We start from the raw sequence: 20,897 nt of genomic DNA, 5'->3' as shown, positions 1-20,897 counted from the left end.
TCCCACGCTGTCGCGGCGTCAGACTGTTCGGGAGACAACGACGTCGGCCCGGCCTCGGTCCCAGGCGTACGAGCCTGTCCGAACCCCATGGGACCATGGCACTCGATGACCAGTTCGGAGCCTCGGGCTCCGCCACCTGCCCGAGGAGACACACCGAGCATGACCAGAAACATGGGTTATGCCCTGCTTGCCGGCGTCGCGGCCCTGGTGGTCCTTATCTCCACCGCGATCTTCATCGGCCTGCGCGGCGAGAGCGGCGCCCTGGACTCGGCGCTGCCGAGCGGCGACCAGGGCAACGCCCAACCGGCCTCCTCCGGCAAGTGGATAGGAACCTGGTCCGCGCCCGCCGTGGCCGCCGAGCCGCGCTCCGAGCGGGGGCTGGCCAACATGTCGATCCGCAACGTGGTGCACACCTCGGTCGGCGGCACCGCCGCCCGGATCACCCTGTCCAACCTCTACGGCACCCGGCCGCTGACCATCAGCCACGCCAGCGTGGCGCTGGCCGCCGCGCCCAGCAACCCGACGGTGGCCAGCGGCAGTATGCGCCGGCTCACCTTCGACAACCGCCGGTCGGTGACCATCCCGCCGGGCGCTCAGGCGGTCAGCGACGGGGTACGGCTCAACGTTCCGCACGCGGCGGACCTGTTGGTCACCACCTACTCCCCGACCCCCTCCGGCCCGGTCACCTACCACCCCTACGCCCGGCAGACCAGCTACGTGGCACGGGGTGACCAGACCGAGCAGGTCGCCGGCACCTCCTTCACCCAGCCCAGCCCCTACTGGCGCTACCTGACGGCGGTGGACGTGTGGAGCCAGGAGACCCAGGGCGCGGTGGCCGTACTGGGCGACTCCATCACCGACGGGATCAGCTCCAGCCCGGGCGCCAACCGGCGCTGGACCGACTTCCTGGCCGAGCGGCTGCGCACCGAGCGTGCCGCCCCCCGGTACAGCGTGCTCAACGGAGGCATCAGCGGTAACCGGGTGCTGGTGGACGGCAGCCGCTTCTCCCCCAACAACGGCCCCAGCGCACTGCGGCGGGCCGAACGGGACGCGCTGTCCCAGTCCGGGGTCCGAGCCGTCGTCATCGAGCTGGGCCTCAACGACATCATCAAGCTGCCCCGGCAGCGGGACCCCGAGCAGATCGTGGCCGGACTGCGGAAGCTGGTGGACCGGGCGCACGCCAAGGGGCTGCGGGTGGTCGGGGGCACACTGACCCCCTTCGGCGGCCACCGTGGCTACCAGCCGCAGTTGGACGCGGTACGCCAGCAGGTCAACGAGCGGATCCGCAACGGCAAGATCTTCGACGCGGTGGTCGACTTCGACGCCGCACTCCGTGACCCGGCCCAGCCGGACCGGCTGCGGGCCGCGTACGACTCGGGGGACCACCTGCACCCCAGCGACAACGGGTACCAGGCGATGGCCCAGGCACTGGACCTCAGGCTGCTGAAGGGCTCCACCCAGGCCAAGCTCTGAGTCGGTCGGCACCGCTTGGCCGCCGGTTCCCCGGCTTCCGGGCGGTGCCGGGATGCCGCTGAGGGGCGGTTCAGGAACCGCCGTAGAGCTGGGCGATCACCTGCTCGATGTCCGGCTCCCGCACCGACAGGTCGACCAGCGGGTAGTCGGCGGCGATCCGGGCCACCAGGGGCGCCGCACTGGCGTCGGCCGGGAAGGCCAGCCACTGGCGGGGCCCCTCCACCCGCACCGTACGGGCGCCGGGGAGGTCACGGATCGGGGGCAGCTCCCGTTCCAGGTCGACCACCAGGGTGCGTTCACTGCTGCCGACCTGGTGCAGGCCGGACAGGGCGCCGTCGTACATCAGCCGGCCGTGGTCGATCACCATCACCCGCTGGCACAGCTGCTCGATGTCGCTGAGGTCGTGGGTGGTCAGCAGCACCGTGGTGCCGCGCTCGGCGTTCAGCTCCCGCAGGAACCGGCGCACCCTGGCCTTGCTGACCACGTCCAGGCCGATGGTGGGTTCGTCCAGGTAGAGCACCTCGGGGTCGTGGAGCAGGGCGGCGGCGATGTCGCCGCGCATCCGCTGCCCCAGGGACAGCTGGCGCACCGGGGTGTCCAACAGCCCGCCCAGGTCGAGGAGTTCGACGCAGCGGTCCAGGTTCTCGCGGAAGCGTTCGCGGGGCACCCGGTAGATGTGCCGCACCAGGGCGTAGGAGTCCCTCAGCGGCAGGTCCCACCACAGGGTGGTGCGCTGGCCGAACACCACCCCGACCCGTCGGGTCAGCCGGGTGCGGTCCCTGCCGGGGTCGATGCCGGCCACCCGCAGCCGGCCGGCGGTGGGGGTGAGGATGCCGGTGAGCATCTTGACCGTGGTGGACTTCCCCGCCCCGTTGGGGCCGATGAACCCCACCATCTCGCCCCGGTGGACGACGAAGCTGATGCCGTCCACGGCGCGTACCTGGTGCAGTTCCCGACGCAGCCTGCCCGCCCTGCGGCGTACCCGGAAGACCTTGGTCAGCCCCTCCAGTTCGATGCAGTGGCTCTCCCCGGTGGGCGCGGTGAGGCCTGGGGCCTCGGTGTCCGACGCGGTCATCCCTCGATCTCCTCAGCTTCCGGTGCTCTGGTATCCGCGGAGGCCGGTGCGCCACGCCAGCCAGGCCAACAGGAAGAAGGCCAGGGCCACCAGGGGCGAGACGAAGGCCGCCCACCCCGGCAGTCCGATCGGCTCCGGGCGCCCCAGCAGGTACATCGCGGGGATCCAGTTGACGAAGGCCAGCGGTACGAGGAAGGTCACGCCCCGCACCAGCTCCCGCGCGAACACGGTGGGCGGGTACTGCAACATGGTCTGGCCGCCGTAGGTGAACGCGGACTGCACCTCCCTGGCGTCCCTGGCCCAGAACTGGAAGGCGCCACCCAGGACAAAGACCGCCCCGAAGATGACCGAGCCCGCGACCACCGTCACCGGCAGCCACAGCAGCCTGCCGACGGTCCAGGTCACCTCGACGTGGACGGCTCCCCAGCCGAGCAGGGCCAGCCCCTGGAGCACCCGCCCGACCCGGCGCAGCGCGAACCGGTCGGCGGCGGCCTGGGCCAGCACCGAGGCGGGGCGGACCAGCATCACGTCCAGGCTGCCGTCGCGGATCCTGGTGCCGATCCGCTCGAAGGAGCCCAGGGCGAGGTCGGCCAGGCCCATGCTGGTGCTGGCCGTTCCGTACAGCAGGGCGATCTCGGCCAGCGTGAAGCCACCGAGGCGGTCGATGTGGACGAACATGAAGGCGATGGTCAGGAAGTCCAGGGCGGTGACCAGCAGGCTGCCCACGGTCATGATCACGAACGAGGTCCGGTAGGCGAGCGAGGACCGTATCCACATGGCGACGATGCGCAGGTAGGTCACCAGCGCGTGCGGCAGCCACCGGTCGGTGTCCGCCAGGGTCCGCCCGTCAGCCACCCTGGACCACCACCTTGCGGGCGGCCAGTGACTGGACCAGCCGTCCGACGCCCAACAGGGCCAGGGCCCACAGCAGTTGGAGGGTGAACAGTCCGGCCAGTCCGGCACCCTGGTAGCGCTCCAGGAGTACGTCGGCGGGCAGCTGGAAGGTGGCCGCCCAGGGCAACCAGCCCACCACCGAGGCCAGTTGGCCGGGGAAGACGTGCAGGGGCAGGACCAGCCCGGACAGCAGTACGCTCAGCAGCATCCCCAGCAGGTTCACGCCGGCCCCGTCCAGCAGCCAGAAGGAGGCGAGGGCCAGCAGGTAGCGGATGCCGAAGCTGACGGTGACGCCTAGCCAGGTGGACAGCAGGAACAGCGTCCAGGTGACCGGTGAGGTGGGCAGGGCCAGGGGGAAGACCAGCGACCCGAACAGCAGCGGCACCACGCCCCGGGCCATCAGCTGGAAGGCGGCCCGCCCCACGTCGACCGCGAGCCACCACAGTTGGAGGTCGACCGGCCGGAAGAGGTCGACCGCGATGTCCCCGTCCCGTACCCGTTCGACCAGGTCGTCCTGGAAGCCGCCGCCGAGCAGGGCGGCCACCGCGATGATGGACTGCCCGACCCAGACGAAGGTGAGCGCCTCGGACATCTCGTAGCCGCCCAGGTGGGGCTTCTCGTCCCACAGGGCGATGTAGGTGTACGCGAAGACGAAACCGAAGGCGCAGTTGGTGAAGAGACCGGCGAGGGTGGCCACCCGGTAGGTGGAGTATCTGCGGAAGGTCGTGACGACGACGGTCACATAGAGCGCGGATATGGAATAGAGACCGAATCCGCGCATCCTTTCGGGTGCCCGGCCCGTCTTGGATGGTGACACTTCCGTTGCAGACACAAGAGCGGGAGCTTAGCCACCGGGAACCTTGCGAGCCACCGAATTGTTCATCAGATGGGGTGAGAAGCGTCCGTGGTCCGGCCCGCGTTCGGCGGAGGACCGTTCTCCGCACGTGGGCCTGAGGTGACCGCAACGGCGGTGCCGGAGTGGCCGTGGCGACAGCGAACTGTGGCACTTTGGGTGGCAATGGGCTTTTTGCCATGGAAGCCCCTGGCGGACGAGGAGTCCTGAGCAGAGATGACCAACGAGCCGAACGGCTCCGCCGAACCGGCGGACGAGGGCGAGACCACCGAGGCCCCCGGGGCCCCGGACGCCGCGCCCACGCGGGCCGGCTGGCGCCGCGCGGTGCCCACCTGGCGCATGGTGCTGGGCGCGTTCATGCTGCTCGCGCTGGTGATCACCGGCGGTTTCGTGACCGGGTACCTCCTGGTCGAGATCCCGCCACCGAACTCCGGCGCCGCCGCCGAGAGCAACGTCTACCTCTACTCCGACGGAAGCCAGCTCGCCCGGGACGGCGAGGTGAACCGGGAGAGCGTCAAGCTGGCCCAGGTGCCCAGGAAGGTGCAGCACGCGGTGCTGGCCGCCGAGGACCGTGACTTCCACAACGAGTCAGCCATCGACCTCAAGGCGATGCTCCGGGCCGGCTGGAACATGGTGACCGGCGGCGGCAAGCAGTCCGGCTCCACCATCACCCAGCAGTACGTGAAGAACTACTACCTCGACCAGGACCAGACCCTGACCCGCAAGGGCAAGGAGTTCTTCATCGCCATCAAGCTGGACCGGGAGGTGAGCAAGAACGAGATCCTGGAGGGGTACCTCAACACCAGCTACTTCGGCCGCAACGCCTACGGCATCCAGTCCGCCGCCCAGGCGTACTACGGCAAGGACGCCGAGGACCTGACGGCCGCCCAGGGCGCCTACCTGGCCGCGCTGGTCAACTCCCCCAACGCGTACGACATCAGCGCCCACCCGGAGAACCGCAAGCGGGCCGAGGCGCGCTGGCACTACGTGCTGGACGGCATGGTCAAGGAGGGCTGGCTCAGCGAGAGCGCCCGGAAGAAGGCGAAGTTCCCCGTCCCCCAGGAGGCCAAGCCCTCGACCGGGTTGTCCGGGCAGCGCGGCTACCTGGTGGAGGCCATCAAGAACCACCTGTTCACCAACGACATCATCGACGAACGGCGACTGGCCCGAGGCGGGTTCCGCATCACCACCACCCTTCAGCCCAGCAAGCAGAAGGCACTGGAGAAGGCGGTGGACAAGCGGCTGATGGACAAGCTCAGCAAGGACCGGAAGGTCGACCGCTACGTCCGCGCCGGCGGCACCTCCATCGACCCCAAGAGCGGCAAGGTCGTCGCGATGTACGGCGGCATCGACTACACCAAGCAGTACGTCAACAACGCCACCCGACGGGACTACCAGGTCGGCTCCACCTTCAAGCCGTTCATCTTCACCTCGGCCGTGGAGAACAAGTCCTCCACCCAGGACGGCCAGGCCATCAACGCCAACACGGTCTACGACGGCACCAACAAGCGGGAGGTGGTCAACGACGGACGGGGCACCGGATACGCCCCGGAGAACGAGGACCACCGCTCGTACGGCCCCATCCCGGTGACCACCGCCATGGACAAGTCGGTGAACTCGGTCTTCGCGCAGATGGGCGTGGACGTGGGCCCGCAGAAGGTCAAGGACACCGCCATCTCCCTGGGCGTCCCCAAGAACACCCCCAACATGCCGGCGGACGGCTCGCTCGCCCTCGGTGTGGCCACCGCCTCCACCCTGGACATGGCCAAGGCCTACGCCACCCTCGCCAACCACGGCGAACACCCGGACTACAGCCTGGTGCAGAAGATCACCCGGGGCGGCGAGGTGGTCCGGGTGCCCCGGGCCGAGACCAAACGCGCGGTGGACCGGGGCGCCGCCGACGCCACCACGGCCATCCTGCGCAGCGTGGTCCAGGGCGGCACCGGTACGGCCGCCCAGGCCGCCGGCCGGCCGGCGGCGGGCAAGACCGGTACGGCGGAGGAGGACCGGGCGGCCTGGTTCGCCGGGTACACCCCCGAACTCGCCACCGTGGTCTCGGTGATGGGACAGGACCCCAAGTCCGGGCAGCACAAGCCGCTCTACGGCGCGGCCGGCCTGCCCCGCGTCAACGGCGGCGGCTTCCCGGCCGAGATCTGGGGCGACTACACGGCCGCCGCCCTGCGCGGCAAGCCGGTCAAGGAGTTCGACCTCAAGAGCGGCACCAACCCCGGGGACCCCAGCGCCAGCCCGCCCCCCAACTCGGCCTCGCCCCCGCCCGGGGAGGACCCCAGCCAGCCTCCGCCGGAGACCGGTGGCCCGCCCACCTCCAACGACCCGACGGTTCCCCCGCCGTCGACCCCGCCCACCAACGAGCCCAGCACCCCCGACCTGCCCACCAACGGCGGCCTGGTGGGGGGAGGCGACAACGGCGGCGACAGCCAGGGGCAGGACGGCGGCGTGGAGGGCAACACCAACGGAGGCCTGATCGAGGGCCCGGGCGTCCGCCGAGGCGACTAGGGCCGGAGCGCCGCGAGGCACGTCGCCGCTGTGGCGGTCGGGGTCGCCGACGCGCCGCACCGGACTCCGCCTCCGCCGTGCCCCGCCTCACGGCACCCGGCGTGCCGCGCCGGGACGCCCTCGCCGGCCTCCCGAGATCCACACGGCACGCCCTCCCCCCCCTCGGACAGCCCCGCTCGGCGCGCGGGCCCCGAGGGGCGCGCGTCACTCGTCCACGGAAACGCCCAGAGGGCCGGCCGCCCCGGCACCGGCCCCACGAGGTCCGGGTCACCGGGGGTGCCCGGACCGGTACGGCTCCCCGTAGGCCGTACCCCCGTGCCCCAACCCGCCCTGGAAACGGTGCCGTTGGCCCGGCGAGCGGGCGCCGGGGGCCGCGCACCGGGACGGTGCCGCAAGGCCCGGTCACCGGGGGTGAACGCCCGCCGGCGGTACCCGCCCACCGGGTCGTCCGGGTTGCTACGGTCGAGGGGTCACCGGCGTACGACCGGTTGGCCCCGACGAGACGCGCCGTACCGGGACCTGACAAGACGACGCAGCCACGGAGTTGTCGTAGTCGTCACGGGAGGCGCGGATCATGGCGTGGTTCTGGTTGGTGCTGGCCGGGTTGCTTGAGGTGACCTGGGCGATCGGGCTGAAGTTCACCCACGGGTTCACCCGGCTGTGGCCCAGTGTGTTCACGGTGGCGGGTTTCGCCGCCAGCATGTTGCTGCTGGCGCACGCGGTGCGCACCCTGCCGATCGGCACCGCCTACGCGGTGTGGGTGGGCATCGGGGCGGGCGGCGCGGCGCTGGTGGGCATGGTGGCGCTGGGTGAGCCGGTGACCGCCGGTCGGCTGTTCTTCGTGGGTCTGCTGCTGGTGGCGGTGGTGGGCCTCAAGCTCACCTCGGGTCACTGACCCGGGGGCCGGAGCGGCTCCGGGAGGGCGGGCGACACCGCCCGTGGGGTCACAGGTAGAGGCCGGTGGAGTCCTCGGAGCCCTGGAGCCGTTCGGCCGCCACCGCGTGCAGGTCCCGTTCACGCATCAGCACGTAGTCCACGCCGCGCACCTCCACCTCGGCGCGGTCCTCCGGGTCGTACAGCACCCGGTCACCCGGCTCGACGGTACGTACGTTCTGCCCCACGGCCACCACCTCGGCCCAGTCCAGCCGCTTGCCGACGGCGGCGGTGGCCGGGATCACGATGCCGCCCGAGGAGCGGCGCTCACCCTCGGGGATGTCGGTGCGGACCAGCACCCGGTCGTGCAGCATCCGAATGGGGAGCTTGTCGTGCGCGGGGGACGGCGTATCTGAACTCACGGATCGACCGTATCTCAGTCCCGGGCCCGCCCCGCGCCCGTCCCCGGTGGTCCGGGGCCCGGGCGGTGCGGGCCCCGTGCTCAGCGCCGGCGCCGGGCCAGCACCACACCGCCGACGACCACCACGGTGACCAGCGCGATCGGCACCACCCTGCTCATCCGGGGCGAGCCGTCCTCGGCGACCACCTGGGAGCGCACCCGGCCCAGGGTGCGGTCCACGCCGGCGGACGCCTTGTCCTTGGCGTCCTGGAGGATGGTCTTGGGGTGTACCCGTACCGCGATCTCGTCCAACACCACGGCCAGTTCCTGCCGCTTGCGGATGATGTCCGCCTCGATGCTCGCGGGCGTCCTGCCTTCCGACACCGCACTGCCTCCGTCGCCGTAGTCCTGGTCACCCCACGGGGGCGGCCCTCTGTCTGGTCCCACAGTCTGTCAGCTAGCCACCCCGAGCGCCCCACGGCACCCCCGGGCGGGTGGGGCTGGATACGCTCGGCACCGTACGGATCGGGTGGCCACCGCCCCCGAGGGGACTTTCGAGGAGCAGCCGATGAGCGAGCGACTTCAGCCGGGCGACACCGCACCGGAGTTCACCCTTCCCGACGCGGACGGCACCCCCGTCTCCCTCGCGGACCACAAGGGCCGCAAGGTCATCGTCTACTTCTACCCCGCCGCGCTCACCCCCGGATGCACCAAGCAGGCCTGCGACTTCACCGACAACCTCCAACTCCTCGCGGACGCCGGCTACGACGTCATCGGGGTCTCCCCCGACAAGCCGGAGAAGCTGGCGAAGTTCCGCGAGCAGGAGTCGCTGAAGGTGACCCTGGTCGGCGACCCGGAGAAGAAGGTGCTGGAGGCCTACGGCGCCTTCGGCGAGAAGAAGCTGTACGGCAAGGTCGTCACCGGGGTGATCCGGTCCACGGTGGTGGTGGACGAGGAGGGACGGGTCGAGCGGGCCCTGTACAACGTCAAGGCCACCGGCCATGTCGCCAAGCTGCTACGGGACTTGGGGGTCTGAGCCCTCCCGGGGCGACCGTCAACGCCCCGGACGACGCTTGCGCCCCCTGATCGCCGGCCCGTTAGGATGGCCGGCGTATGCGGCGGTGGCGCAACGGCGACGCAGCAGACTTAGGATCTGTGGCCCGTGACAGGGCTTGAGGGTTCGAATCCCTTCCGCCGCACGTGGCAGAGGCCCATCACCTCCGGGTGGTGGGCCTTCTCGTGTGATTGATCGAGATAGCTGTCACTCGGCTCAGCGGCCGACGGGGGGTCCTGACCAACCTTGGTCACGATAACTGTCACCGGTTGGTCGTTCTTGTTGTCACTACCTCGCATTTTCATGCTGGCTGCCACCAACTTCGATCTTGTTTTCCGCCGGGGCGGGTCTGCTGGTCCTCTGTACGCATGCACACGCAGAAAACCAGAGTCGGCCAGCATGGGCCGGTGAGCAGTTTCGCTCTGCACAGGTAGCAACGCACCCCTGGAGGACTCGACGACATGCGCGGACGCCCCAGCCACGAGCCCAACACTCCTCGCATGTCGAGACACGACTGGTGGGGCGTGGTGCTCGAAGCGTCGGATCCGCATGCGCTTGCACGCTTCTACTCGGAACTACTGGGCTGGGAGATCGCCAAGCAAGAACCTGACGGGGCGACAATCGCACCGTCGGAGGGCGTGGCCTACATCACATTCCAGTTCTCGGCCGGGTACGTGCCTCCGGTCTGGCCCGCCCAGCAGGACGCCCAGCGGATCACGATGCACCTCGACTTCGAGGTGACAGATCTGCCGACCGCCGTGGCGCACGCGCTCGAACTCGGCGCCCGGGAGGCCGATCACCAGCCACAGGACAACGTCAGGGTGTTGCTCGACCCGGCCGGTCATCCCTTCTGTCTGTACTCGGAGGGCTCCAATGGCTGACGCAACGACGTGAGTTGCCGCTGGGTGACAGACATCCAGACCAAGTGACGCCTATCTCGACCCAACACATCTCGCTGTTCAGGTCCCCGGCCCGGGATCCGCCCGTGATCCGTACCGCTGTTCTGACGCTCCTCCGTCCGACGCTCACCCTTGGTGATTCCGCCCACAACGGAGGCTCTCCGAGGCTCACCCCCGTCAGGGCGGCTTACGCTCGAAAGATCCCCGGTTCCAGGCGTCCCATCCCCGGCAGGCCAACGGAGGTCACCGCTCCATGAAGCTCACCGTCGTCGGCTGCTCTGGCACCTTCCCCTCCGTGGAGTCGGCCTGTTCGAGCTACCTGATCGAGGCGGACGGCTACCGGCTGCTGCTGGACATGGGCAACGGCGCCCTCGGGGCGCTCCAGCGACACTGCGGACTGTACGACCTGGACGCCATCGCCCTCAGCCACCTGCACGGTGACCACTGCGTCGACATGTGCGCCTACTTCGTCACCCGCTACTTCCGCTTCGACGGCGGACGCTGCGCCCCGATGCCCGTCTACGGGCCGGCCGACACCGACCGGCGCCTGGCGGTGGCCCACGGGGACACCACCCCCGAGGCCATGGCCGAGGTCTTCGAGTTCCGCACCCTGACCGGCGCCCAGCACTTCCGGCTGGGCCCCTTCGACGTCAGCACCAACCAGGTGGCCCACCCGGTGGAGTCCTACGCGTTCCGGGTACGGGAACGGGCCACCGGCAGGACCCTGTGCTACTCCGGGGACACCGGCCCCTGCCCCGAGCTGGACGCCCTCGCCGAGGGCTGCGACCTGTTCCTGTGCGAGGCGTCGTTCACCCACGGCAAGGAGGACATCCCCGAGCTGCACCTCAACGGCCGGCAGGCCGGCGAGTGCGCGGAGCGGGCCGGGGTCGGGGCGCTGCTGCTGACCCACATCCCCCCGTGGACGGACGGCGGTGTCAACCTGCGGGACGCCAAGGCGGTGTACTCGGGGCCGGTGGAGCTGGCCGCCGCCGGGGCGAGCCACCAGCTGTAGCGGAGGCGCCCGCTCGGGCGCCCTGCCGCCCGGGGCGCGGGCGTGCGATTCTGGTCGGGCGCCCACCACGGTCGCCTTGGATCACGCCTGTCACCGCGCGTGAGGTGACGTACTCCCACAGCTGGAGGAGCAGATGGCCAGTCATGCCGACCGGGCGCGGAAGATCGTCGCCGGGCTGGGTGGAGTCGACAACCTGATGGACGTCGAGGGGTGCATCACCCGCATCCGTACCGAGGTGAAGGACGCGGCCCTGGTGGACGAGGCGACCCTGCGGGCGGCCGGCGCGCACGGGGTGGTGCGGATGGGGTCGGCGGTCCAGGTGGTGATCGGCGACGGCGCCGACCCGCTGGCGGAGGAGATCGAGCGGATGCTCTGACGCCGCACCACCCCGGCGGCCCCGACCGTCGTACCGGGAGGCGGGCCGAGCCCCCGAGGGGGACTAGGCTTCGGCCCCATGTCTCGTATCGACGGCCGTACGGCCGACCAGCTCCGCCCCGTCACCCTGGAACGTGACTGGAGCAAGCACGCCGAGGGTTCGGTGCTCGTCTCCTTCGGTGACACCAGAGTGCTGTGCACCGCCAGCCTCACCGAGGGGGTGCCCCGCTGGCGCAAGGGCAGCGGCCAGGGCTGGGTCACCGCCGAGTACGCGATGCTGCCCCGGGCCACCAACACCCGGGGGGACCGGGAGTCGGTGCGCGGCAAGATCGGCGGGCGCACCCACGAGATCTCCCGGCTGATCGGCCGCTCCCTGCGCGCGGTGGTGGACTTCAAGGCCCTGGGTGAGAACACCGTGGTCCTGGACTGCGACGTGCTCCAGGCCGACGGCGGCACCCGTACCGCCGCGATCACCGGCGCCTACGTGGCCCTGGCCGACGCGGTACGGCACGGGCAGGAGCGGAAGCTGATCCGCGCCAAGTCCCAGCCGCTGACCGGAACCGTCTCCGCGGTGAGCGTGGGCATCGTCGACATGGTGCCGATGCTGGACCTGCGGTACGAGGAGGACGTCCGCGCCGAGACCGACATGAACGTGGTCTGCACCGGGGACGGGCGCTTCGTCGAGGTGCAGGGCACCGCCGAGGGTGAGCCCTTCTCCCGGGCCGAACTGGACGGACTGCTGGACCTGGCCACCAAGGGCTGCGCCCAGTTGGACGGCGCCCAGCGCCAGGCCCTGGGGCAGTAGCCCGACGTAGCCGACAGCCCGACACCCGCACAGTCCGCCCGGCCCCGGCCTGACACCGCGTCACGGCCGGGGCCGCCGGCACGGTTCCCCCTCGGCCACGTACGGCCATGATCCGGCCAAGGCGCCCCCGCACGGCAACGGACGCCACCCCGTGGGGCGTCCCTTCCGTCGAGGGGGCGTGCCCGCCCACGCTGATCGGATCCGGGAGGAACCTGTGCGGCGCACCATGACGGCCACCACCCTGGCGTTGACCCTGGCACTGGCGGTGCCGGGGCTGACCGCCTGTGACGTGAACAAGGCACTGGACTGCGCGCGGACCGGGGTGACCCTGGCCGAGAGCGTGGACGACCTGGGTCAGGCGCTGGCGGACGCCACGGACAGTCCCGAACAGGCGCGGGAGGCCCTGGACCGGGTGGAGCGCAACCTGGAGAAGCTCGACCGGAACACCGACGAGGACGGTCTGGGCAAGGCGATCGACGACCTGGAGCAGGGCCTCAAGGACGCCCGCGAGGACATCGAGGCCGGACGTACCCCGTCCGACAAGTCGATCCAGAACGCCTCCGAGCGGATCAGCGACACCTGTTCCGGTTGACCCCGCGGTCCGGGTTCGGCGAGGGGGCGGCGATAATCGCGCCATGACCCGTCTGATCCTCGCCACCCGTAACGCCCACAAGCTGACCGAGCTGCGCGCGGTGCTCAGCGACTCGGGGCTCGCCCTGGAACTGGTGGGTGCCGACGCCTACCCCGAGGTTCCCGACGTACGGGAGACCGGGGTGACCTTCGCCGAGAACGCGCTTCTCAAGGCCCGTACGCTGGCCAACGCCACCGGGCATCCGGCGGTGGCCGACGACTCGGGGCTGTGCGTGGACGTGCTGGGCGGGGCGCCGGGCATCTTCTCGGCCCGCTGGGCCGGACGGCACGGCGACGACGAGGCCAACCTCTGGTTGCTGCTGGCGCAGTTGTCGGACATCGACGCCCCGCACCGCACCGCGCACTTCGCCTGTGCCGCCGCCCTGGCCCTGCCCAACGGCACCGAACGGGTGGTGGAGGGGCGGCTGCGGGGCACGTTGCGCCACGAGCCGGCCGGCGAGGGAGGGTTCGGGTACGACCCGATCCTCCAGCCCGACGGGGAGAGCCGTACCTGCGCGGAGCTGTCAGCGGAGAAGAAGAACGCCATCAGCCACCGGGGGCAGGCGTTCCGGGCGCTGGCTCCGGTGGTGGCCGAACTCCTGGGCTGACGTGGGGCGTTGCCGTCCTGGCGGGGTGCCCTCGCCGGATTCCGGGGCCTTCGGGCTTGGCTGACGGTGCTTTACGGGCCGGTAGGGGCCGGATAGACAGGACGCCGCCCGGCCACGGTCACCCGTGAGGGGGCCGGCGGTCGCCGTCCGCGCGCACCGGGTGCCGGGCAACGGTCCATGCCACCCGTCCGGCCAGCCTTCAGGAGCGCGCCTTGTCCCCACGTCGAGCCCCCTCCCCCCGCCGTCGTCGACTGGTGTCCGCCGGTGTGCTGGGCGCCTGTCTCACCCTGGCCGCCGGCGCCACCGGCTACGCCTCCCAGGGGTCCCCTGCCGATCCGCCCCAGGACGGTCCCGGCTACATGGGCATCAGCCAGGACGCGGCCCGACCGGCCGCCGGCGGCGGCGGGGTGCACGCGGCCGGCAGTTCGGGCGGGGTGCAGGGGGTGGACGTCTCGCACTGGCAGGGCTCCATCACCTGGTCGAAGGTGCGCAAGGCCGGCATCCGGTTCGCCTGGATCAAGGCGACCGAGGGATCGGACTACCGGGACTCCCGGTTCGCCGGCAACTACAAGAAGTCCCACAAGGCCGGCCTGTACCGGGGCGCGTACCACTTCGCCCGCCCGAACTCGTCCAGCGGAGCCCAGCAGGCGAAGTTCTTCGCCAAGAACGGCGGGCACTGGAGCAAGAACTCCCGCACCCTGCCAGGGGTGTTGGACATCGAGGCCAATCCCGGCGGCGCCACCTGCTACGGCAAGTCCGCCTCCGCCATGCGCAAGTGGATCAAGAGTTTCCACAGCACCTACCGCAAGCAGACCGGCCGGGCCCTGGTCGTCTACACCAACCCCGCGTGGTGGAACCAGTGCACCGGCGGCTGGTCGGGGCTGAAGGGCAAGGCCCCACTGTGGGTGGCCCACTGGAACAACAGCGGCCCCAGCCTGCCGGGCGGCTTCTCCACCTGGCGGGTCTGGCAGTACACCGACTCGGGCAAGGTGAACGGCATCTCCGGCAACACCGACCGCAACAAGCTCAACGGCAAGGTCGCCCAGTTGAAGAAGCTGGCCAACAGCTGACCCCGCTCCCCCAGGTGGCCGGGGAGCACACGGTGGGGGTGACCCGTTTCCCCGGGTCACCCCCACCACCGTGACGTCGTCCGGTACGGCTCAGGCCCACAACTGGCCCTGGAGGGCCTCCACCGCCGCCTCGGTGGACGGCGCGGTGTAGATGCCGGTGGACAGGTACTTCCAGCCGCCGTCGGCGACCACGAAGACGATGTCCGCCTCCTGCCCGGCCTTCACCGCCCGGCGTCCCACCCCGAGGGCGGCGTGCAGGGCGGCCCCGGTGGAGACCCCGGCGAACAGGCCCTCCTGGTGCAGCAGTTCACGGGTACGGGCCACCGCGTCGCTGGAGCCCACCGAGAACCGCGAGGTCAGCACCGACTCGTCGTACAGCTCGGGTACGAAGCCCTCGTCCAGGTTGCGCAACCCGTACACCAGGTCGTCGTAACGGGGTTCGGCGGCCACGATCTGGATGCCGGGCACCCGTTCCCGCAGGAAGCGTCCGGCTCCCATCAGGGTGCCGGTGGTGCCCAGGCCGGCCACGAAGTGGGTGACCGAGGGCAGGTCGGCGAGGATCTCGGGGCCGGTGCCGGCGTAGTGCGCGCCGGCGTTGTCGGGGTTGCCGTACTGGTAGAGCATCACCCAGTCCGGGTGCTCCTCGGCCAGCTCCTTGGCGACCCGTACGGCGGTGTTGGAGCCGCCGGCGGCCGGCGAGGGGACGATCTCGGCCCCCCACATGGCGAGCAGCTCCCGCCGTTCCGCGCTGGTGTTCTCCGGCATGACGCAGACGATGCGGTACCCCTTGAGCCGGGCGGCCATCGCCAGGGAGATCCCGGTGTTGCCGGAGGTGGGCTCCAGCACCGTGCTGCCGGGGGTCAACCTGCCGTCCTTCTCGGCCTGTTCGATCATGTGGAGCGCCGGGCGGTCCTTGATCGAGCCGGTGGGGTTGCGGTCCTCCAGCTTGGCCCAGATCCGTACGTTCTCGGCCGGGGAAAGCCTCGGCAGGCGCACCAGGGGGGTGTTGCCCACCGCGGCGGTCGGCGAGTCGTAGCGCATCAGTCGGCCCGGGGGCTTCCTCCGGCGACGGCCGGCAGGATGGTGACGCTGTCACCGTCGCTCAGCTCGGTGGAGATCCCGTCCAGGAACCGTACGTCCTCGTCGTTGAGGTAGACGTTGACGAAGCGGCGCAACTCGCCGCCGTCGACCAGCCGTTCACGGATTCCGGTGTGCCGGCTCTCCAGGTCGGCGAAGAGTTCGCCGAGGTTGGAGCCGCTGCCGCTGACCGCCTTCTCTCCGTCGGTGTAGGTGCGCAGGATGGTCGGGATACGGACCTCGATGGCCATGGGGACTCCAGGTTCTCCGGTTGCTCCGGGGCTTCGGGAAAAGGGGGTGCGGATCGGGCGGGGCGTTGGGGCGCGGCCGACGTCCCCGGTGAGGGGCGGGCGCCGGCGCGCGGATGCCGGGTTCAGACGCGGCGGGATGCCGTGGAACAGATCGCGCTGCTGGATCGGCACAGGTCCACGTGCCGTCGCTCCACACCACCGCCGAAGGCGCCGAGCAGCCCGGTGGAGGGGTGGAGGGTGTCGTGGGGTGTCGTCGACGTTCCACGTCCCGTCGCGGCACCGGGCTTCGCGCCCGGCCCGCTCCGCTGTGCGTTCACGTCGTGGACAACCATGCGGTCATCGTAGCGATTCCCGGGAGGCTGACCAGAGCGGGATTTCGACATGCGGACGTGGGGGTCTCACTCCTCGTAACGCTCCACGATGTGGACCTCCTCCTCGGTGATCTCGCCTTCCACGATGCGGTACGAGCGGAAGGAGTACGGCCCTTCCTCGTTGCCGCACTCGGCGGTGGAGACCAGCACGTAGTGGGCGTGGGGCTCGTTGGCGTAGGTGATGTCGGTGCGGGAGGGGTAGGCCTCGGTGGCGGTGTGGGAGTGGTAGATCACCACCGGTTCCTCGTCCCGGTCGTCCATCTCCCGGTACAGCTTCAACAGGTCGGTGGAGTCGAACTCGTAGAACGTGGGCGAGCGGGCGGCGTTCAGCATGGGGACGAACCGCTCGGGCCGGTCGGTGCCGGCGGGGCCGGCCACCACCCCGCAGGCCTCGTCGGGGTGGTCGGCCCGGGCGTGGGCGAGGATGCGGTCACGCAGCTCACGGGTGAGGGTCAGCATGGCGGCCACAATAGACAGCCCGCCGCCGTGTCGGGCACCCACTGGTCCACCCACCGAGACAGCTGGTGGACACCCGGGGCCGCCCTACCCGGGGAGCCGGCGTACCCGTTCCCCGGTGGAGGCGTCCAGCCCCGCGCCCGCCCTCGGGGTACGGCCCCCGAGCACCGTCCAGCCGGCCGCCAGGGCCACCGCCCACAGCGCGCCCACGTAGAGGGAGACCCGGGCGTCGGCGTCCAGGGCGACCAGCACCACCACCATGCCCAGGAAGGCCAGCGCCACCCAGCTCAGGGTCGCGCCTCCGGGGGCCGGGAAGGAGGAGCGGGGCAGGCGGCCGGCCGTCACCTCGCGCCGGTAGCGGATGTGGCAGACCAGGATCACCGACCAGGTCCAGATGCAGGCGACGGTGGCGACCGAGGTCACGTAGCCGAACGCCTTCTCCGGCACCAGGTAGTTGAGCACCACCCCGACGCCCATGCACAGCACGGACAGCGCGATGCCGGGGGCCGGGGCGCGGCGGGAGTTGAGCCGGCCCAGGAAGGCGGGGGCCTCGCCCCGGGTGGACAGGTCGCGCAGCATCCGGCCGGTGGAGTACATGCCGGAGTTGCAGGAGGAGAGCGCGGCGGTGAGCACCACGAAGTTGACGACGGAGGCGCCCAGGGGGATGCCGATGACGGCGAAGGCCTTGACGAAGGGGCTGACCCCCTCGCCGAACTCGGTCCACTCCACCACGCAGAGGATGACGGTCAGCGCCCCCACGTAGAAGGTGATGATGCGCCAGGGCAGGGTGTTGATGGCCTTGGGGAGGGTCTTCTCGGGGTTCTCGCTCTCCCCGGCGGTGACGCCCACCAGTTCCACGGCGAGGTAGGCGAACATCACGCCCTGGAGGGTCATCAGGCTGGAGCCGACGCCGTGCGGGAATACCCCGCCGTGGATCCACAGGTTGCTGGTGGTGGCGGTGTCACCGGCCTCGGAGAAGCCGAGGGTGAGTACGCCCAGGCCGATCACGATCATGCCGATGATGGCGGTGACCTTGATCATCGAGAACCAGAACTCGACCTCGCCGAAGATCCGTACCGAGATCAGGTTGACCCCGAACAGGGTCAGCAGGAACACCAGGGCGCTCAGCCACTGCGGGATCGCGGGGAACCAGAAGTGGACGTAGATGGCGGCGGCGGTCAGCTCGGCCATGCCGGTCACCACCCACATCAGCCAGTAGGTCCAGCCGGTGGCGAAGCCGTAGAAGGGGCCCAGGAACTCGCGGGCGTACTCGGCGAAGCTGCCCGACACCGGCCGGTAGAGCAGGAGTTCGCCGAGGGCGCGCATGATGAGGAAGACGACCACGCCGGCCAGCGCGTACATCACGATGATGCTGGGCCCGGCCTTGGCGATGTTGGCGCCGGCGCCCATGAACAGGCCCACGCCGATGGCGCCCCCGATGGCGATCATCTGTACGTGACGACTGCCCAGCGCCCGCTGGTACCCCTCCTCGGACGGCTCGGCCCCGCCACCGTCGTCCGGCTCCCGGGAAGCCGTGACCCGTTCCGTGGTCATCCGCGTGCCCTCCTCGTCCCGTCCGGCCACCGGTCGCTGTCCGGGGGCCCCTCGCCTCGTGTGGCCCCGATGCTGGAACCGCCACCGGGGCCGCACAAGGCGAGGGGGGTCCGCGTTGGGTCAGCTGAGCTGGGAAAACCCCCGGCCGGCCGAGCGGGGGTCGAGGGCCGTGGCCGGGTCGGGTCGGAGCGGGGCCTACGGGGTGAGGGTCTCCACCAGGGACTCCTGGAGTCCGCCCAGCCACAGGTAGGCCATCACCATCGGCTTGCGCGGGTCGGAGTCCGGCAGCCGGTACAGGGCTCCGCCGTCGTCCTCGTCGGAGACCTCCAGCCGGGTGCCGAGCGCCAGCCTGAGGTCGTTCAGCGCGCCCAGCCAGCGACGGGACTCCTCCGGCTTGAGGGTGAGCACCACCCCGCCGTCCCGGGCCACCCCGGCGGCGTCCAGGGCGCGCACCGCCGCGAGCCCGTCCTCGCGCTTGCGGGTCCGCAGCTCGGGCTCGGTGTACCGGCGGAACTCGGCGGAGGCCCGCAGGACCTCCTCGTCCTCGGGCACCCCGGGTCCGCCGTAGGCGTTGGGGAACAGTCGGGCCAGCGCCGGGTCGGAGGGCGGGTCGCTGGGCCCCTCGGTGAAGGGCGGCCAGGGCGCGGCGGCGTCCTGTTGCTCGGGCTCCTCCTCGCCGGGGCCGATCAGCTCCAGCAGCTGCACCAGCAGGCTGCGGAGGATGGAGACCTCGATCTCGTCCAGGGCGATGGCGGCGCCGCCGTCGGAGGTCGCCTCGAAGAACCCGGCCATCAGCGGTCCTGCTGGAGGGTCGCCCACAGGCCGTAGCCGTGCATGGCCTGTACGTCCCGCTCCATCTCCTCGCGGCTTCCGCTGGAGACGACGGCGCGGCCCTTGTGGTGCACGTCCTTCATCAACTTCTCGGCCTTGTCCTTGGTGTAGCCGAAGTAGCTCTGGAACACGTAGGTCACGTAACTCATGAGATTCACCGGGTCGTTGTGCACGACGGTCACCCAGGGGACGTCCGGCTCGGCGACCTCTTCCGGCTCGCCGACGACTTCGGGGCGTTCGATCTCGGTGGGGGCGACACTCACGGTTCCCATGCTGCCACCGCCCCGCCCACATCACGCAATCGAGGGCGCGATTCCCCCCACTCCACATATCGTCACTCTGACGAGATGTGGGGTACCATCGGCCTCATGGACACTGCCGAGCTAGGACTGCCGGTCGCCGTGCCCTCGACCGCGCTCTTCACCGACCAGTACGAGCTGACCATGCTCCAGGCGGCACTCCGGGCCGGAACCGCCCAACGCCGTTCGGTCTTCGAGGTCTTCACCCGTCGCCTGCCCGAGGGCCGGCGCTACGGCGTGGTGGCCGGCACCGGACGGGTGTTGGACGCGGTGGAGAACTTCCGGTTCGAGCCGGGCATCCTCGACTTCCTCCGGGACCACCGGGTGGTCGACGAACCCACCCTGGACTGGCTGGCCCACTACCGCTTCACCGGCGACATCCTCGGCTACCCCGAGGGCGAGGTGTACTTCCCCGGGTCCCCGATCATGCGCGTCGAGGGCAGCTTCGCCGAGTGCGTGGTGCTGGAGACGGTGATCCTGTCGATCCTCAACCACGACTCGGCCGTGGCCGCCGCGGCCTCCCGGATGGCGGTGGCCGCCGCCGGCCGACCCCTGATCGAGATGGGCGCCCGACGCACCCACGAACTGGCCGCCGTGGCCGCCTCCCGGGCGGCGTACCTCGGGGGCTTCGACTCCACCTCCAACCTGGCCGCCGGCTTCCGCTACGGCATCCCCACGGTCGGCACCAGCGCGCACGCCTTCACCCTGCTCCACGACACCGAACGGGACGCCTTCACCGCCCAGGTGCGCTCCCTGGGCAAGGGCACCACCCTGCTGGTCGACACCTACGACGTGGCCGAGGCGGTACGGCTGGCGGTGGACATCGCCGGGACCGAACTCGGCGCGGTGCGCGTGGACTCCGGCGACCTGCTGCTGGTGGCCCACCGGGTACGGCAGCAACTGGACTCCCTGGGCGCCCGGGACACCCGGATCGTGGTGACCTCCGACCTGGACGAGTACGCCATCGCCTCCCTGGCCGCCGCCCCGGTGGACGCCTACGGGGTCGGCACCCAGCTGGTCACCGGCAGCGGTCACCCCACCTGCTCCATGGTCTACAAGCTGGTCGCCCGGGCCTCCGACCCCGGCGGCCCCCTGGAACCGGTCGCCAAGAAGTCGATGGGCGGCAAGGTCTCGGTGGGGGGCCGCAAGTGGGCGGCCCGCCCCGGGAACGACGAGGGCGTGGCCGAGTACGAGGTGGTGGGCTCCGGCCCGATGCCCGAGGAACTCAAGGCGGACGCCCTGCTGGTGGACCTGGTGCGGGAGGGGGAGGTGGTGGCCCGCGAGTCCCTGGACACCGTGCGCGCCCGCCACCGGCGCACCCTGGAGACCCTGCCCCTGTCCGCCACCCAACTGTCCCGGGGGGAACCGGTGTTGGACACCGTGTACCGATGAGCACACACCGGGTTCCCCCACCCCGGACAACGCCGGCGGGCGGGTACGGGCCACGCCGCGCTGGCCGGGGTCACCGCCGACTCGCCCCCGGGGCACCGGAGTCGGCCGGCGCGCTCCCCTCCCGGCCC

At 70.9% G+C, this 20,897-nt stretch carries 24 protein-coding genes, 1 tRNA gene and 1 riboswitch; of the genes, 13 read left to right on the top strand and 12 right to left on the bottom strand.

Annotated features, from left to right (window positions below):
• Window positions 1–159: 159 nt before the first annotated feature.
• On the top strand, window positions 160–1,473 hold the full coding sequence (locus tag ABZT14_RS03375; protein WP_356296194.1) for an SGNH/GDSL hydrolase family protein: 1,314 nt from the start codon (window positions 160–162) through the stop codon (window positions 1,471–1,473).
• Window positions 1,474–1,543: 70 nt separating this feature from the next.
• On the opposite strand, the gene ABZT14_RS03370 is transcribed toward ABZT14_RS03375, so the two are convergent.
• The 3 genes from ABZT14_RS03370 to ABZT14_RS03360 form a co-directional block, all read right to left on the bottom strand.
• A complete protein-coding gene (locus tag ABZT14_RS03370; RefSeq protein WP_356296191.1) occupies window positions 1,544–2,548 on the bottom strand; it encodes an ATP-binding cassette domain-containing protein in 1,005 nt (334 codons plus the stop codon).
• Between the two features lie 12 nt (window positions 2,549–2,560).
• A complete protein-coding gene (locus ABZT14_RS03365) occupies window positions 2,561–3,325 on the bottom strand; it encodes an ABC transporter permease (protein WP_356297042.1) in 765 nt (254 codons plus the stop codon).
• 70 nt (window positions 3,326–3,395) lie between these two features.
• Window positions 3,396–4,223 (bottom strand): ABC-2 family transporter protein, encoded by an 828-nt coding sequence (locus ABZT14_RS03360; protein WP_356296188.1) that lies wholly within the window; start codon window positions 4,221–4,223, stop codon window positions 3,396–3,398.
• Window positions 4,224–4,511: 288 nt separating this feature from the next.
• Here ABZT14_RS03360 and ABZT14_RS03355 point away from each other — a divergent pair, with 288 nt between their 5' ends.
• Both ABZT14_RS03355 and sugE read left to right on the top strand, forming a co-directional pair.
• The gene (locus ABZT14_RS03355) at window positions 4,512–6,812 is read left to right on the top strand and encodes a transglycosylase domain-containing protein (RefSeq protein WP_356296185.1); all 2,301 of its coding nucleotides are present in this window, start codon (window positions 4,512–4,514) and stop codon (window positions 6,810–6,812) included.
• A gap of 467 nt (window positions 6,813–7,279) precedes the next feature.
• A riboswitch (guanidine-III (ykkC-III) riboswitch) is annotated at window positions 7,280–7,349 on the top strand.
• A gap of 37 nt (window positions 7,350–7,386) precedes the next feature.
• On the top strand, window positions 7,387–7,707 hold the full coding sequence (sugE, locus tag ABZT14_RS03350) for a quaternary ammonium compound efflux SMR transporter SugE (RefSeq protein ID WP_356296182.1): 321 nt from the start codon (window positions 7,387–7,389) through the stop codon (window positions 7,705–7,707).
• A 49-nt stretch (window positions 7,708–7,756) separates the two neighbouring features.
• Here the strand turns inward: sugE and ABZT14_RS03345 are convergent, their stop codons facing one another.
• Window positions 7,757–8,059 carry a co-chaperone GroES gene (locus ABZT14_RS03345; protein WP_356297039.1) on the bottom strand — a complete coding sequence of 101 codons (303 nt, stop codon included), beginning with the start codon at window positions 8,057–8,059 and terminating at the stop codon, window positions 7,757–7,759.
• A gap of 128 nt (window positions 8,060–8,187) precedes the next feature.
• A complete protein-coding gene (locus ABZT14_RS03340) occupies window positions 8,188–8,469 on the bottom strand; it encodes a DUF3618 domain-containing protein (protein ID WP_356296180.1) in 282 nt (93 codons plus the stop codon).
• 184 nt (window positions 8,470–8,653) lie between these two features.
• Between ABZT14_RS03340 and bcp the strand changes: the two genes are divergently transcribed.
• The 9 genes from bcp to ABZT14_RS03295 all read left to right on the top strand — a co-directional run bounded on the left by bcp (window position 8,654) and on the right by ABZT14_RS03295 (window position 14,538).
• Complete coding sequence (bcp, locus tag ABZT14_RS03335; RefSeq protein ID WP_356296177.1) at window positions 8,654–9,121, top strand: thioredoxin-dependent thiol peroxidase; 468 nt, start codon at window positions 8,654–8,656, stop codon at window positions 9,119–9,121.
• A gap of 79 nt (window positions 9,122–9,200) precedes the next feature.
• Window positions 9,201–9,284 (top strand) — tRNA-Leu (locus ABZT14_RS03330).
• Between the two features lie 355 nt (window positions 9,285–9,639).
• Window positions 9,640–10,020: a VOC family protein gene (locus tag ABZT14_RS03325; protein WP_356296174.1), complete on the top strand. Its 381-nt coding sequence runs from the start codon at window positions 9,640–9,642 to the stop codon at window positions 10,018–10,020.
• A gap of 271 nt (window positions 10,021–10,291) precedes the next feature.
• Entirely contained in the window at window positions 10,292–11,050 is a 759-nt protein-coding gene (locus ABZT14_RS03320; RefSeq protein ID WP_356296172.1) for an MBL fold metallo-hydrolase, read from the top strand.
• 133 nt (window positions 11,051–11,183) lie between these two features.
• Window positions 11,184–11,426, top strand: coding sequence for a PTS glucose/sucrose transporter subunit IIB (locus ABZT14_RS03315; RefSeq protein ID WP_356296170.1), 243 nt, complete (start codon window positions 11,184–11,186; stop codon window positions 11,424–11,426).
• A 78-nt stretch (window positions 11,427–11,504) separates the two neighbouring features.
• Window positions 11,505–12,230 (top strand): ribonuclease PH, encoded by a 726-nt coding sequence (rph, locus tag ABZT14_RS03310; RefSeq protein WP_356296167.1) that lies wholly within the window; start codon window positions 11,505–11,507, stop codon window positions 12,228–12,230.
• A 214-nt stretch (window positions 12,231–12,444) separates the two neighbouring features.
• Window positions 12,445–12,822 (top strand): hypothetical protein, encoded by a 378-nt coding sequence (locus tag ABZT14_RS03305; RefSeq protein ID WP_356296164.1) that lies wholly within the window; start codon window positions 12,445–12,447, stop codon window positions 12,820–12,822.
• A gap of 43 nt (window positions 12,823–12,865) precedes the next feature.
• Window positions 12,866–13,468: an RdgB/HAM1 family non-canonical purine NTP pyrophosphatase gene (rdgB, locus tag ABZT14_RS03300; protein ID WP_356296162.1), complete on the top strand. Its 603-nt coding sequence runs from the start codon at window positions 12,866–12,868 to the stop codon at window positions 13,466–13,468.
• Window positions 13,469–13,680: 212 nt separating this feature from the next.
• A complete protein-coding gene (locus ABZT14_RS03295) occupies window positions 13,681–14,538 on the top strand; it encodes a GH25 family lysozyme (RefSeq protein WP_356296159.1) in 858 nt (285 codons plus the stop codon).
• A 90-nt stretch (window positions 14,539–14,628) separates the two neighbouring features.
• Here ABZT14_RS03295 and ABZT14_RS03290 read toward each other — a convergent pair whose 3' ends face one another.
• From ABZT14_RS03290 to clpS, 7 genes are all read right to left on the bottom strand, one after another.
• Window positions 14,629–15,579 carry a cysteine synthase gene (locus tag ABZT14_RS03290; protein ID WP_356296156.1) on the bottom strand — a complete coding sequence of 317 codons (951 nt, stop codon included), beginning with the start codon at window positions 15,577–15,579 and terminating at the stop codon, window positions 14,629–14,631.
• The gene (locus ABZT14_RS03285) at window positions 15,579–15,866 is read right to left on the bottom strand and encodes a MoaD/ThiS family protein (protein ID WP_356296153.1); all 288 of its coding nucleotides are present in this window, start codon (window positions 15,864–15,866) and stop codon (window positions 15,579–15,581) included. Before ABZT14_RS03285 ends, ABZT14_RS03290 begins: the two co-directional genes overlap by 1 nt.
• A gap of 122 nt (window positions 15,867–15,988) precedes the next feature.
• Window positions 15,989–16,198: a putative leader peptide gene (locus ABZT14_RS03280; protein ID WP_356296150.1), complete on the bottom strand. Its 210-nt coding sequence runs from the start codon at window positions 16,196–16,198 to the stop codon at window positions 15,989–15,991.
• 66 nt (window positions 16,199–16,264) lie between these two features.
• On the bottom strand, window positions 16,265–16,696 hold the full coding sequence (locus tag ABZT14_RS03275; RefSeq protein ID WP_356296147.1) for a M67 family metallopeptidase: 432 nt from the start codon (window positions 16,694–16,696) through the stop codon (window positions 16,265–16,267).
• An 84-nt stretch (window positions 16,697–16,780) separates the two neighbouring features.
• A complete protein-coding gene (locus ABZT14_RS03270) occupies window positions 16,781–18,247 on the bottom strand; it encodes an amino acid permease (RefSeq protein ID WP_356296144.1) in 1,467 nt (488 codons plus the stop codon).
• Between the two features lie 195 nt (window positions 18,248–18,442).
• A complete protein-coding gene (locus tag ABZT14_RS03265; protein ID WP_356296141.1) occupies window positions 18,443–19,039 on the bottom strand; it encodes a DUF2017 domain-containing protein in 597 nt (198 codons plus the stop codon).
• A complete protein-coding gene (gene clpS, locus ABZT14_RS03260; protein ID WP_356296138.1) occupies window positions 19,039–19,350 on the bottom strand; it encodes an ATP-dependent Clp protease adapter ClpS in 312 nt (103 codons plus the stop codon). The genes ABZT14_RS03265 and clpS overlap by 1 nt, the downstream gene beginning before the upstream one ends.
• Before the next feature lie 96 nt (window positions 19,351–19,446).
• On the opposite strand from clpS, the gene ABZT14_RS03255 reads away from it, so the two are divergent.
• Window positions 19,447–20,769, top strand: a complete 1,323-nt coding sequence (locus ABZT14_RS03255; RefSeq protein ID WP_356296135.1) for a nicotinate phosphoribosyltransferase — start codon at window positions 19,447–19,449, stop codon at window positions 20,767–20,769.
• Window positions 20,770–20,897: the final 128 nt, after the last annotated feature.

This window comes from Streptomyces sp. NPDC005438 (assembly GCF_040606315.1).
In the GTDB taxonomy this organism is placed as follows: domain Bacteria; phylum Actinomycetota; class Actinomycetes; order Streptomycetales; family Streptomycetaceae; genus Streptomyces.
This window is presented reverse-complemented; position numbering and strand designations above follow the sequence as displayed.

Excerpts from the sequence above, each read along its gene's own strand:
- ABZT14_RS03375 (WP_356296194.1), top strand. The coding sequence starts at position 160 with ATGACCAGAAACATGGGTTATGCCCTGCTTGCCGGCGTCGCGGCCCTG.
- ABZT14_RS03370 (WP_356296191.1), bottom strand. The coding sequence starts at position 2,548 with ATGACCGCGTCGGACACCGAGGCCCCAGGCCTCACCGCGCCCACCGGG.
- ABZT14_RS03365 (WP_356297042.1), bottom strand. The coding sequence starts at position 3,325 with ATGTGGATACGGTCCTCGCTCGCCTACCGGACCTCGTTCGTGATCATG.
- ABZT14_RS03360 (WP_356296188.1), bottom strand. The coding sequence starts at position 4,223 with ATGCGCGGATTCGGTCTCTATTCCATATCCGCGCTCTATGTGACCGTC.
- ABZT14_RS03355 (WP_356296185.1), top strand. The coding sequence starts at position 4,512 with ATGACCAACGAGCCGAACGGCTCCGCCGAACCGGCGGACGAGGGCGAG.
- sugE (WP_356296182.1), top strand. The coding sequence starts at position 7,387 with ATGGCGTGGTTCTGGTTGGTGCTGGCCGGGTTGCTTGAGGTGACCTGG.
- ABZT14_RS03345 (WP_356297039.1), bottom strand. The coding sequence starts at position 8,059 with ATGCTGCACGACCGGGTGCTGGTCCGCACCGACATCCCCGAGGGTGAG.
- bcp (WP_356296177.1), top strand. The coding sequence starts at position 8,654 with ATGAGCGAGCGACTTCAGCCGGGCGACACCGCACCGGAGTTCACCCTT.
- ABZT14_RS03325 (WP_356296174.1), top strand. The coding sequence starts at position 9,640 with ATGTCGAGACACGACTGGTGGGGCGTGGTGCTCGAAGCGTCGGATCCG.
- ABZT14_RS03320 (WP_356296172.1), top strand. The coding sequence starts at position 10,292 with ATGAAGCTCACCGTCGTCGGCTGCTCTGGCACCTTCCCCTCCGTGGAG.
- ABZT14_RS03315 (WP_356296170.1), top strand. The coding sequence starts at position 11,184 with ATGGCCAGTCATGCCGACCGGGCGCGGAAGATCGTCGCCGGGCTGGGT.
- rph (WP_356296167.1), top strand. The coding sequence starts at position 11,505 with ATGTCTCGTATCGACGGCCGTACGGCCGACCAGCTCCGCCCCGTCACC.
- rdgB (WP_356296162.1), top strand. The coding sequence starts at position 12,866 with ATGACCCGTCTGATCCTCGCCACCCGTAACGCCCACAAGCTGACCGAG.
- ABZT14_RS03290 (WP_356296156.1), bottom strand. The coding sequence starts at position 15,579 with ATGCGCTACGACTCGCCGACCGCCGCGGTGGGCAACACCCCCCTGGTG.
- ABZT14_RS03285 (WP_356296153.1), bottom strand. The coding sequence starts at position 15,866 with ATGGCCATCGAGGTCCGTATCCCGACCATCCTGCGCACCTACACCGAC.
- ABZT14_RS03280 (WP_356296150.1), bottom strand. The coding sequence starts at position 16,198 with ATGGTTGTCCACGACGTGAACGCACAGCGGAGCGGGCCGGGCGCGAAG.
- ABZT14_RS03275 (WP_356296147.1), bottom strand. The coding sequence starts at position 16,696 with ATGCTGACCCTCACCCGTGAGCTGCGTGACCGCATCCTCGCCCACGCC.
- ABZT14_RS03270 (WP_356296144.1), bottom strand. The coding sequence starts at position 18,247 with ATGACCACGGAACGGGTCACGGCTTCCCGGGAGCCGGACGACGGTGGC.
- ABZT14_RS03265 (WP_356296141.1), bottom strand. The coding sequence starts at position 19,039 with ATGGCCGGGTTCTTCGAGGCGACCTCCGACGGCGGCGCCGCCATCGCC.
- clpS (WP_356296138.1), bottom strand. The coding sequence starts at position 19,350 with ATGGGAACCGTGAGTGTCGCCCCCACCGAGATCGAACGCCCCGAAGTC.
- ABZT14_RS03255 (WP_356296135.1), top strand. The coding sequence starts at position 19,447 with ATGGACACTGCCGAGCTAGGACTGCCGGTCGCCGTGCCCTCGACCGCG.